This is a genomic window from Ferdinandcohnia sp. Marseille-Q9671, assembly GCF_976954385.1.
Genome location: NZ_CDRJTA010000001.1, coordinates 2289107 through 2301276, shown reverse-complemented (window position 1 = coordinate 2301276; position 12170 = coordinate 2289107). Strand labels below are relative to the sequence as shown.

At 37.5% G+C, this 12170-nt stretch carries 13 protein-coding genes; 1 reads left to right on the top strand and 12 read right to left on the bottom strand.

Going from position 1 to position 12170, the window contains the following annotated elements; genetic code table 11:
- Positions 1–81: 81 nt before the first annotated feature.
- The 6 genes from yabG to metG all read right to left on the bottom strand — a co-directional run bounded on the left by yabG (position 82) and on the right by metG (position 7054).
- Positions 82–969: a sporulation peptidase YabG gene (gene yabG / locus ACWNMY_RS11345; RefSeq protein ID WP_449538322.1), complete on the bottom strand. Its 888-nt coding sequence runs from the start codon at positions 967–969 to the stop codon at positions 82–84.
- Between the two features lie 241 nt (positions 970–1210).
- Positions 1211–2089, bottom strand: a complete 879-nt coding sequence (rsmA, locus tag ACWNMY_RS11340) for a 16S rRNA (adenine(1518)-N(6)/adenine(1519)-N(6))-dimethyltransferase RsmA (RefSeq protein WP_449538321.1) — start codon at positions 2087–2089, stop codon at positions 1211–1213.
- Complete coding sequence (gene rnmV, locus ACWNMY_RS11335; RefSeq protein ID WP_449538320.1) at positions 2082–2645, bottom strand: ribonuclease M5; 564 nt, start codon at positions 2643–2645, stop codon at positions 2082–2084. The genes rsmA and rnmV overlap by 8 nt, the downstream gene beginning before the upstream one ends.
- Positions 2646–2811: 166 nt before the next feature.
- Positions 2812–4002 carry a ubiquitin-like domain-containing protein gene (locus ACWNMY_RS11330; RefSeq protein WP_449538319.1) on the bottom strand — a complete coding sequence of 397 codons (1191 nt, stop codon included), beginning with the start codon at positions 4000–4002 and terminating at the stop codon, positions 2812–2814.
- Positions 4003–4239: 237 nt separating this feature from the next.
- Complete coding sequence (locus ACWNMY_RS11325) at positions 4240–5007, bottom strand: TatD family hydrolase (protein ID WP_449538318.1); 768 nt, start codon at positions 5005–5007, stop codon at positions 4240–4242.
- A gap of 94 nt (positions 5008–5101) precedes the next feature.
- Entirely contained in the window at positions 5102–7054 is a 1953-nt protein-coding gene (gene metG / locus ACWNMY_RS11320) for a methionine--tRNA ligase (protein WP_449538317.1), read from the bottom strand.
- A gap of 585 nt (positions 7055–7639) precedes the next feature.
- Between metG and ACWNMY_RS11315 the strand changes: the two genes are divergently transcribed.
- Positions 7640–7924 carry an AbrB/MazE/SpoVT family DNA-binding domain-containing protein gene (locus ACWNMY_RS11315; protein ID WP_449538316.1) on the top strand — a complete coding sequence of 95 codons (285 nt, stop codon included), beginning with the start codon at positions 7640–7642 and terminating at the stop codon, positions 7922–7924.
- 78 nt (positions 7925–8002) lie between these two features.
- On the opposite strand, the gene rsmI is transcribed toward ACWNMY_RS11315, so the two are convergent.
- The 6 genes from rsmI to holB form a co-directional block, all read right to left on the bottom strand.
- Complete coding sequence (gene rsmI, locus ACWNMY_RS11310) at positions 8003–8878, bottom strand: 16S rRNA (cytidine(1402)-2'-O)-methyltransferase (RefSeq protein ID WP_449538315.1); 876 nt, start codon at positions 8876–8878, stop codon at positions 8003–8005.
- Positions 8844–9143: a GIY-YIG nuclease family protein gene (locus ACWNMY_RS11305; protein ID WP_449538314.1), complete on the bottom strand. Its 300-nt coding sequence runs from the start codon at positions 9141–9143 to the stop codon at positions 8844–8846. Before ACWNMY_RS11305 ends, rsmI begins: the two co-directional genes overlap by 35 nt.
- A complete protein-coding gene (locus ACWNMY_RS11300) occupies positions 9130–9873 on the bottom strand; it encodes a tRNA1(Val) (adenine(37)-N6)-methyltransferase (RefSeq protein ID WP_449538313.1) in 744 nt (247 codons plus the stop codon). The genes ACWNMY_RS11305 and ACWNMY_RS11300 overlap by 14 nt, the downstream gene beginning before the upstream one ends.
- A gap of 95 nt (positions 9874–9968) precedes the next feature.
- Positions 9969–10322: a DNA replication initiation control protein YabA gene (gene yabA / locus ACWNMY_RS11295; RefSeq protein ID WP_449538312.1), complete on the bottom strand. Its 354-nt coding sequence runs from the start codon at positions 10320–10322 to the stop codon at positions 9969–9971.
- 13 nt (positions 10323–10335) lie between these two features.
- Positions 10336–11163 (bottom strand): PSP1 domain-containing protein, encoded by an 828-nt coding sequence (locus tag ACWNMY_RS11290; protein ID WP_449538311.1) that lies wholly within the window; start codon positions 11161–11163, stop codon positions 10336–10338.
- The gene (gene holB, locus ACWNMY_RS11285; protein WP_449538310.1) at positions 11156–12160 is read right to left on the bottom strand and encodes a DNA polymerase III subunit delta'; all 1005 of its coding nucleotides are present in this window, start codon (positions 12158–12160) and stop codon (positions 11156–11158) included. Before holB ends, ACWNMY_RS11290 begins: the two co-directional genes overlap by 8 nt.
- Positions 12161–12170: the final 10 nt, after the last annotated feature.

Sequence of the window (12170 nt, the reverse complement as noted above, 5' to 3'; positions counted from 1 at the left end):
ATTCATCTTTTCTTTACTTATCCACGTTTTCATGATACTTTTCATGCAATAAAATACCAAAAGGACCCTAACGGACTTCCGTTAGTGATCCCCTTTTTCGTCTTCATCTAAATGAACTTGAAACGGCATTCCTGTTCGTAATATACCCTTTGTTTCAATGCCTCCAAGACCTTTTTCACCTGTTAAGGTATTACGTAATACGTCCCATACATTCACTCTTTCATCAAATGGTGTGAAACTTATCTTTGCCACGATATAGACAGGGTCTAGTGCATGGATATTTACCCTTGATGGGGAGCTTGCATAATTAGCCCCTGCACGAATCAATGATTCAAAATGAGATTGACATGCTCCCGCAAAAATAACTAGTTGATCTAAATGAGGGACCTTTTTTCTGGCCTGACGAACAGTTTGAGCAAAGTGACGTGAATGACGATATGCTTTAAGCTCTGTAATTTTCCCCTTTGACTTTGAATAAGCATCATGCCCAGTTATGACAAGTATGTCTGGCCTGTACCTTTCAAGTAATTCATCTATTTTCTCTGGCATTTCTTTTTCGTGGCAGTGAACTCCATACACTGGGACACCAATCTTCTCATACAGATCCATGCATTTTTTTAAATAGTTTGGGTCACCATCAATGTGTAATACCCTCCCTGGAATTTGAAAGTATTCCGCATTATTTGTATATCCACCTGTTGCATGATATTCATTTTTTTCTCTTACTAGTTGATAATCTTGTCGAAAAAGTCGATAAGATTGATCAACTTTCTCTCGTTCACTATGCTGCCTCTTTTGTCTTTCACGTTCATCGATAAGGAATAAATCAGTGTATGGTGCATCCGCAATCAACCTAACATCTTCTCCATATAAATAAACAATCTGATCTTGTGTGATTTCTATAACCTTGAACAATAAATCAAAATTATATGACTTACGAGCGACAATATCGCCTACCTTTATACTCATCCTCACCAACTCCAACTTTGAGGTTATTTCCGCTTTTGAGATGCCTACTTGTTAGCCTATGCAGTATCTCTATAAGTGGTGAGGAGAAAGAAGATGAAAGAAACAGCAATACACCGTTAACACGATAAAGGATTAAAAAAAGACCTACTGTTGTAGGCCTTTTGTCATACATATCATTTCAACATCATGGATATCGTTATAATCTCAGACTTTTATCACTCTAAAGAAGAGCTTAGAAACTTTACTGGAAAGAGTGATATAGTGCATCGCTTAATCTTCCAAACTCCTCAATGGATAATGTTTCTCCACGGCGTCTTGGATCAATATCAGAGTCTGCTAAACAGCCTTCTATTGTCTCTTTACGTGCCTTTCCATTAGGTAAATGGGATGTTAGGTTATTTAAGATTGTTTTTCTTCTCTGTCCAAAAGAAGCACGAACAACCTCAAAAAAGAAGGACTCATTCTGTACTTTTACTGCAGGTTCACTTCGCTTTAACAAGCGGATTACTGCGGAATCAACATTAGGCTGAGGAACAAATACGGTTCTTGGCACCGTCATGACTGTCTCAGCTGTTGTATAATATTGAATAGCAATCGATAAAGATCCATATTCTTTCGTCCCTGGCTCTGCTGCTATGCGATCTGCCACCTCTTTTTGAAGCATGACAACAATCCCTCTTAGAGGAAGATCTTCTGTTAACAGCTTCATAATAATTGGAGTCGTCACATAATAAGGGAGATTGGCCACGACCATAATATCATCAATATCCTGCATTTTGTCTTGTATAACAGCTCGTACATCTGCCTTAAGAACATCCTCATGGATAATATCAACATTTGAATACGGAGATAAGGTGTCATCTAAAATAGGAAGCAGACGACCATCTATTTCAAATGCTACGACCCGCTTAGCTCTCTTAGCAAGCTGTTCCGTTAATGCTCCAATTCCTGGACCAATTTCAATTGCTCCCATTTCATCTGTTATCTCTGCATGGTCAATAATTCGATGAAGAATATTCGTATCTATTAAAAAGTTCTGTCCTAAGCTCTTTTTAAATGAAAAACCATGTTTTTCTAAAATCGCTCGGGTTCTTAGTGGTGTGGCTATATCCTTACTCACAATGCCTTTCCCCCTGTAACACTTTTTCGACGGCTTGTTCAAATGCCTCCTTCGTAATCTGAAACATTTGTAGACGTTTATATAGTTGTTTTCCATTAGTATACCCAATTTTCAATAGGACACCTAGTTTTTCTCTTCGCTCCTTGGACTTGCTTCCACCAATCAATCCTGCATCCACTAACGAGTCGAATTCAATCTCAGAGTGAAATTCCTCTCGCTCCTGTTTAACTTCCTCTAGGGCCCTTCTAATGGCTTCTGGCGTAGCATGCTCGACCCCTACCTTTTTACCCGACTTTGCTAATGCTTCATTTTTGGGCAGAAAGGCATGTTTACATCCTGGAACGGCATTTGCCACTATTTTGCGTATTCGCTCACCAGGATAATCTGGGTCTGTAAACACAATAACACCTCTAACCTCATGAGCAAGTTTAATTCTTTCTAATACTTCCTTATTAACAGCAGAACCATTTGTTTCAATTGTGTCAGCATCAACCGCTCTTTTGATTGCAACGGTATCGTCTTTTCCTTCCACAACAATTATTTCTTTTATTTTCATTTTTATTGAAACCTTTCTGGGTTTTATTTCGTCTAACAATATAGATACAAATATTACATAATTATAACAAAAAAGAAATATAATGAACAAAAGTGCAAATACCTTAGTTAGCCAATATGTACTTTCAACCATAAAAAAACAGAGGATACATCCTCTGTCATACTTGTTAATTTAAAATTTGTATTTTAACCTTGCGTTGACCCCAACGATAAGCTTGTGATTTTTCAGCAAAAAAGACATCAATCTTGTTACCTTTAATATTAGTGCCCTTATCAGCAGCTATAGCATAGCCATATCCTTCAACATACACTTTTGTACCTAATGGAATCACACTTGGATCAACTGCAATAACCTTTACATTTGGATTAGCTCGAAGATTAATACCTGTTGCTGTATAACCCGAGCACCCGCTGCAATAAGCAGTGTAGGCTGTAGAAGATACATAAAACTCTTTTGAAACATTACCATCTGAAGTACCACGTGAAACCTGTTGAACGATTTCTCTTGTACCTACAGCAACGACCTTTTGTTCGCTTTCCTTTAATGTTTCCGTTTTGATAAGATTGCGAGAGACTTCTTTTCCGTTTTCAAGTACAACTTCAAAATGCTTCGCAACTTTACCTTCTTGACCAGGACTTACAACTTTTTCTTTGCCTTTATCAATGTTGCTGTCTTTTTTCTTAACAACCGCAAAGGCAATTGATTCTTCCACTACATCGGTGACTTTTTCTACGCGTACAACATTTACGACACTATTTGCTGTAATCTGCTCTTCCATTCCTGGTTCTACTCGATCCAATTCATTTAGTGTAACTTCTAGACCTTTTAAAAAGTCAGCGACAGTAGTCGAAGTTGACCAAACCTGTTTCTCAGTACCGCCGTCATTTAACGTAAGCTGAAATGCCTTATCAACGGATACCTTCATATCCTCTTTCAGCTTTGTATCTAAACCTGGATTGATTTTATCATGTTCTGTAACCTCAATCTTTTCCCGAATAAAAAGATCTGCTACAGTTTTTTCTGTTGTCCATACCTTTTTCGGCTGATTATCTACTACAACTTCAACAGGGATGGCTTCCTGCCAAACCACTTTCATGTCGTCCTTGATTGCCGTATCCATCGTAGGAGTTAGCTGGTCATGCTTCGAGACTTCAACCTCTAGGTCCTGTAAAACTTCAGCAACCGTGTTTGCATGCGTCTTTATAACTTGCTCTTCTCCATTTAATGTTAAGGTAACTGTATCCTTTGTGGTTTCATAAGCAGCATATCCAGTTCCAGCTGCTGCTAAGAATATAAAACTACTAATCGAGACTATTAATCTCTTTTTGTGTTTTGGCTCGGAAAACAGTTTTTTCATGTTTTGAAGTAAAATGAAAAACGCCTCCTTCTCTCAGTGGATTATATTAAGTTTATAAAAATCTGTCAACCCCACCCCTTCTTTTGCTAACCGTATTCAATATTATGCAAGAAGAAATTTAAAAAAGGAAGATTTAGTTGTCGACAAAGATATATATGAGACGAAGGAGACATGTAGAACTTTTTCTAACCAACTTATAGTTGGACAAGTTATCGTATTAATTGACAAGATTTGCTATCATTTTATGCCGAAAAATCTTTTCGCATTGTCGGTTGTTTTTTGTGCAATTTCCTCAAATGAGACCCCTTTTAGCTCTGCCAATTGCTCTGCAACATACTTCACATAACTCGGTTCATTACGTTTTCCTCGGAATGGATGCGGAGTTAAATATGGGCAGTCTGTTTCAATTAACAATCGGTCAAGTGGAATTTCAACCGCCACTTCCTTCGGTTTCTTTGCATTTTTAAAGGTCACAGGACCACCAAATGATATGTAAAAGTTCATATCCATACATTGTTTTGCTACCTCTACACTTCCAGTAAAGCAATGCATGATGCCTCCTACTTCCCTTGCATTTTCCTCTTCTAAAATTTCAATAATATCAGCTGTGGCCTCTCTATTATGAATAATGATTGGAAGCTTCACTTTTTTGGCTAATGCAATTTGTTTACGAAACACTTCTTTTTGAATATCCTTTGGAGACTTGTCCCAATGGTAATCGAGACCCATTTCTCCTAACGCTACAACTTTTGGGTGGGAGCAAAGCTCTTCAATCCATTGTAAGTCTTCGTCTGTCATATCGATTGCGTCTACAGGATGCCATCCTACAGTTGCATAGATAAACTCATATTGTTCCGCTAGTTCAATTGCCCGTGTAATAGTTTCTCGGTCAAAGCCAACAACCACAATGGTCGTGACTCCCTCTTTTTGTGCTCTCTCGATGACCTCTTCTAAATCATCTTGATACTGAATCGCATTTAAGTGTGCATGTGTATCAATTAACATCCTAGTAAGACTCCTTTTTCTAAAAATAGCGTGTAGACAACAACCTATTCTTTTATTCTACATAAAAAGGACAGAAGCTACTCTGTCCCTTTTATTATTTTACCTTTGCTCCGTTAGGAAGGCTTTGATCAATGGTTGCAACTGATAGCTTTCCGTCAACTGAACCTGCTAAAATCATTCCTTGTGATAGTTCACCACGGAGCTTAACAGGCTTCAGATTCGTTACACAAATTACCTTTTTACCAACTAATTCCTCCGGTTTATAGTATTGGGCAATTCCTGATACAACTTGGCGCTTTTCAAAACCTAAATCTAACTGAATCTTTAAGAGCTTATCGGCTTTTTTCACTGGTTCTACTTGTAGAACTTCTGCTACACGAAGCTCAACTTTCATGAAATCATCAATCGTGATTTCTTCAACTTCCTCTACCTCTTTTACAGGTTCTTCCTTTGCCGTACTTCCACCCTGCATTTTGTTTTTAATATATTCAACCTCATCTGCAATTTCCAAACGTGGGAAGATTGGATCGCCTTTTGTGACCTGTAATCCTTCCTGCTTAATTCCAAACTCTGCAAGACTTTCCCATGTTTTAAGGGCATTATCATTTATACCAAGCTGCTCAAACACTTTAGATGGTGTTTTTGTTAAGAATGGTTGGAGCATAATAGCTGCATAGCGTAATGATTCAGCTAAATGACTCATGACGGATCCTAGTTCATCTTTTTTCGCTTCATCTTTTGCAACAACCCATGGACTTGTTTCGTCAATATACTTATTTGTACGGCTAATAAACTGCCATAATGCGGTAAGTGCCACGGAAAATTCCATTTTCTCCATAGCTTCCTCATATTTCGCAACTGTCTCAGCTGCAGCATTTGCTAACTGTGTATCATACTCAGATTTATTTCCTTGATAAGCTGGGATGTTACCATCAAAGTAACGCTGAATCATTGCAACTGTACGATTTAACAAATTTCCCAAATCGTTTGCTAAATCAAAGTTAATTCTTTCGACAAATCCCTCAGGAGTAAATACACCATCTGCTCCAAAAGGAACTTCACGCAATAGATAATAACGAAGGGCATCAAGACCGTAGCGATCAATCAATGTTACTGGGTCAACTACATTCCCCTTCGATTTCGACATTTTTCCGTCCTTCATAAGTAACCAACCATGTGCAAATACCTTTTTTGGTAATGGTAAATCCAATGCCATCAGCATGATTGGCCAATAGATTGTATGGAAACGAACAATTTCTTTTCCTACTAAGTGAACATCTGCAGGCCAGTATTTATGATACTTCGAATCATTATCCGTTCCATACCCTAACGCAGTAATATAATTTGATAAAGCATCAATCCAAACATATATAACGTGTTTCGGATCACCAGGGACTTTTACTCCCCAATCAAATGTCGTTCTTGAAACAGCCAAATCTTCAAGACCAGGTTTAATAAAGTTATTAATCATTTCATTTTTTCTAGACTCTGGCTGGATAAATTCCGGATTCTCCTCGTAGTACGTAAGGAGGCGATCGACATATTTACTCATTTTAAAGAAATAAGATTCCTCTTTCACTTTTTCAACCGGACGGTTACAATCTGGACAATTACCTTCAGTTAATTGTCGTTCCGTAAAGAAAGATTCACATGGTGTACAATACCAACCTTCATACTGGTCTAAATAAATGTCACCTTGTTTTACCAATTGATCAAAAATCTTTTCGACAACTTCTTTATGACGATTTTCGGTTGTACGAATAAAATCATCATAAGAGATTTCGAGTTTCTGCCATAATTCTTGAATTCCAGCCACAATTTCGTCTACATATGCTTGTGGTGAAACTCCTTTTTCCTCAGCAGAACGTTGGATTTTTTGACCATGTTCATCCGTTCCCGTTAAAAACATTACGTCATATCCACGTAATCTTTTATATCGAGCCATAGCATCAGCGGCTACGGTTGTATAAGCGTGTCCAATATGTAATTTCCCACTAGGGTAATAGATGGGGGTTGTTAAATAAAATGTTTTATTTTCTTGAGTCATTGGTGAACCTCCTCTTCATAATCAGGTAGACAATACTATACATCTATTCCTATTATATCTTCAAAATATACATAAAACACGAGAAATGCGCAAGCATCTCCTATCTATGACAAAGTCATACATGATAAGGATTCCTTCTCTAGATTTTCTGTTTACACTACCATCCCTATATGTTTAAAATTCCCAATGTACTTTTTAATCTAGACTACCAGAAATATAACAATTGAAAATTAACATGATCAGCTAAAAGAAGAGATAAATTGGACCTTTCTTCCCGAATACCCATACTCATTTCGACATCTTGCATCATACTTTTGTAGTAATTTGTCGAATAATCTTTCGAGTCTCCTCTCAAATATGGGAATTTATATGGTTCCTATCTAATAGATTTATAGGCTACTAATCTTGTCAAAACACCTCTGTTATAGGACAATGCATTCCATTATTATACAGAATTTAAAAGAATTGTAGTTAAAAATGATTGACGTTAATTGGAAATCTTGATATTATTATCTAGAAATCAATTTGTCGAAAATTGACGATAGAGAGAGAAAAATAAATATTACTTTGAGAGGAGAAAAATAAATGAAATCTACAGGTATTGTTCGTAAGGTTGATGAATTAGGTCGTGTTGTTATCCCTATTGAGCTTCGTCGTACATTAGACATCGCTGAAAAAGACGCACTTGAAATCTACGTTGACGATGACAAGATTATTTTAAAGAAATACAAGCCAAATATGACTTGCCAGGTAACTGGTGAAATCTCAGATGATAATCTCACACTTGCTGGTGGTAAAATCATTCTAAGTCGTGAAGGCGCTGAAAAAATCCTTCAAGAGCTTCAGTCCAACCTAGCTGGTGCTAAATAATATAGATAACGAAAAAAGCTTCTCATCTTTGAGAAGCTTTTTTGTTTGATATACGCTAAATTTAGCGTCTTATAAAGTTTATAATCCATGGTAGGCTTGATAAATGTCCCTCTTTTGCTGACCACGATCCTTGGCGACTTGTTTCATTGCTTCTTTCGTTGTCAGTGATTGTGTTTCTACATAATGATTTACGTGCGATTCAATTGACAAACCTTCCCACCATATATCTAGTGGTATTTCCTCACTATGTAATGCTCCCTCAACTACCAGACAAAATTCACCACGAATGGTATCTTTCTCTGTCCATGCTAATAAATCCTCAAGGTCACCACGGATAAACTCTTCAAATTTCTTTGTTAGTTCACGTGAAACGGTCACTTTTCGATTCCCTAGTACGTCTAACATGATTTGAAGTGTTTCCTTTAACCGGTGTGGAGCTTCATAAAAAAGTAAAGTTGCTTGTACATGTTGGAGGCCCTCAAGCTGTTTTCTTTTTTCTTTCTTATTTCTATCCAAAAATCCATAAAAATAAAAAGGCTGTGTATGTAATCCAGAAGCAATTAAGGATGTTAAGGCGGCATTAGCCCCTGGTAATGGAACAACATACATTTTTTCTTGGATAGCATCCACCACTAACTCATAGCCTGGGTCAGAGATAGTTGGCATCCCAGCATCACTCACAAGAGCAACGTCCTTTCCATCTCGTAGATAGGCGAGAACTTTATCTCCACTAACCTGTTTGTTATGCTCGTGATAGCTAATTACAGGAGTTTGGATTTCAAAATAATTACAAAGCTTCTTGGTTTGCCTTGTGTCTTCCGCCGCGATGACTGATGACTCTTTTAATATCTTAATTGCTCGGAATGTCATATCCTCTAAATTTCCGATTGGCGTTGGAACGAGATATAATGTTCCGTATTCATAATTTGGTTGAAAGCTTTTTTGCTGCCACATATTGTTCCTCACTTTCCATTGTAAGCAACCTTTCCTTCTCTGGCCGCTTTAGCTGTTTAAATCTATATTCTGCACGCATTGCTTCTTCCTTCGTCTCAAATTCCTGGGAAAGGACTAAGTGAAGCGGACCCCTTCCCCTTGTATACTTTGCACCTTTTCCCTCATTATGCTTCTTTAATCGCTGTACGATGTCAGTTGTGTACCCTGCGTAATAACTTCCGTCCTTACATTCCAATACATAAAAGTAATGCTTATTCGTCGCCATATAGAATTTTCCTAACTTCCTTCGTGTACTCATTGTTTTCATCATAGACATATAATGGAGGTAAAATTTTGAGATCTGCATTTCCATGTTTGATTCCCTCTATTAATATCGTATTCGCTTCTTTCCCAAGCCTTGGGTACACAAACTGTAATCGTTTTGGTTCTACCCGGTATTTTCTCATTAAGGTAAGGATATCCATTAATCGACCTGGTCGATGAACAAACGCGACTTTCCCCCCTTGTTTCACCAAATGACTACTTACGCGAACAACATCCTCTAATGTACAGTGAATCTCGTGACGAGCTATAGCTAAATGTTCATTTTTATTTATTTCATCTGCTTTTGGTGTTGGAAAATAGGGTGGGTTACAGGTAACTACATCGTATTTAGCATGACCAAGCTTGTCTGGCATATCTTTAATATCTCCATGGAGAATGGACAACTGACTTTCAAGATGGTTATACTCAATACTTCTTTTCGCCATATGATAAATACGCTCTTGTATTTCAATTCCCGTTATCTGTGCTTTTGACCTGCGACTAAGTAGCAATGGAATAACCCCGTTCCCAGTGCATAGGTCAATAATATTTCCTTTTTGGATCGGTACATACACAAACTTAGCTAAGAGTACCGTATCTAATGAAAATGCAAAGACGGAAGGGCTTTGAATGATTCGTAAGTTTTCTGCTAATAAATGATCTAATCTTTCATCATCTTGTAATTGAACCATGGAGTAATGATTCCTTTCGTTACAAATTAATTGTCTTTTTACTATTATAATGCTTTTTCCCATAAATTGAAAAAACCCTTTCTAATTAGAAAGGGTCACTTCTTATTTAAAAAGGATAGACAAAATAAACAGTCGCCTTCAGTACGGACACTTCCATAATGGACATTACAGATATGAAAGCCTTCCTGATAAAGCCTTGCCAAATTATCGTATCCTTCTCCTATATCCATTTGCTTTGCTTCATGTATAGCTTTGTCAGCCTTTTCTACCTTTTTCTTAGATATGGATTGATCTAGTCGACGTCGTAATAAATCGTTCTCCATTCTCAGATTGTGATTCTCTTCAAGTAATTGTCCAAGATGTTCTTTTAATTCTCCTAGTTGTTTGTACAGATTTCCTATTTGAGTCTCCATACTACTAACAGATTCAAAAATATCTTTTTTGTCCACGTACTCCACCTCGTTATTCTGTGGCTTGAATCGAAATCGCTCCTTCTCTCAATAGTTCCTCCCACGTATATTCAACAACACGTTCTCGACCAACTAGTTCTAGTTGTAGCACACGCTCTAAAATATTTAGACCGACAACCTTACCTGCTCCACTTGTCGTTTCAATAACATCGCCAAGATCAGGAAGTTGCTCTTTTGCACTTTCGTACTCGTCATTTTCATATTTTAGACAGCACATTAATCGGCCGCATAAACCTGATATTTTAGTAGGGTTTAATGAAAGGTTTTGATCCTTCGCCATCTTAATTGAAACTGGCTCAAAATCACCCAAGAAGGTTGAGCAACAAAGCATTCTTCCACATGGACCAATTCCACCAAGCATCTTCGCTTCATCCCGTACACCTATTTGTCTGAGTTCAATTCTCGTACGGAAGATAGCAGCAAGATCCTTTACTAATTCACGGAAATCCACTCGTCCATCTGCTGTAAAATAGAAGATCACTTTATTTCTATCAAACGTATATTCTACATCAACAAGCTTCATATCTAGGCTATGTTCAACCACTTTCTCAAGGCATACATCATATGCCTCTTTTGCAGCTTGTTTATTTTCTTCTACAATTAATTTATCCTTTGTATCCGCAATCCGGATTACCTTTTTTAACGGCAGGACGATGTCATTTTCATCAACCTGTTTCTTATTTATAACAACCTTGCCAAATTCAATTCCTCTAACGGTTTCCACGATGACATATTCACCGTCAGGAATTGTAAAGCCATTTGGGTCAAAGTAATATATTTTACCCGCTTTTTTAAAGCGTACACCAACTACATCATACAAGCTTAAATCCCTCCTGTAACTTTAATACCAATTGTTCCATTAATAAATGTGGATTCATGTTGGTGTGTATACGACGTTTTGCTTCTAATACAGCTGTTATCTGATCACTAATCCGCCTTGTCGACGTCTGTAGTGCATATTGTTTGAAGCTAGTAATCTGGTCATGGAATACAAGCTTATCCTCATCACCTAGATGAACATATAATAAATCTTTGTAAACTAGCAATAATATATCTAAACCAAAACCAAGCTGCTCTTTCTCTTTAAAATGAGGTAACCATTGGTCCTGTAAAAAAAAGAAAGCATGAGTTGGTCTTGTATTTAATACTTCATATAATTGTAACACTATCGAACGGGACTGTCCAAACCAAGCATCTGTTGAAAGCTCACGGGCTTCTTCTAAATTATTTGTCGTTTGTGCAACAAGTGAAGCAATGGTAGGTGATATGCCTTCCTTACTGAGCTGCTGCGCGATGACCTTTGGTGCCAATGGTTGAAATGATAAGACTTGGCACCTCGATAGAATCGTATTTAATATCCTATGAATTTGTTCAGTTAATAGAATTGCTACCGTTTGACTTGTCGGCTCTTCTAAAAACTTCAACAAACTATTCGCAGCATTTGTTGTCATCTTATCAGCGTGGTTGATTACATATACTTTACGGTTAGATTCAACACCCGTTTTGGAGAACTCCTCTTGTAATGCCTGAATTTGCCACTTTTTTATCGATAGCCCATCAGGCTCTACGACATGAACATCTGGATGGTTTCCAGACGAAATTCTACGGCAATTTGTGCATTCATTACAAGGCTTATATCCTACCGGTTGCTGACAGAATAGACTCTTTGCTAGAAGAAATCCTACGTCTTTTTTACCTGTCCCTCTGCTTCCCTCAAATAAATAAGCATGGGCCACTCTATTCTTCTGTAGGCTATTCCCAACCATTTTTAAGACAAGTGGTTGATATTCTTGAAGCTGTTCCCATGTTTTTTCCACCATGCATCAC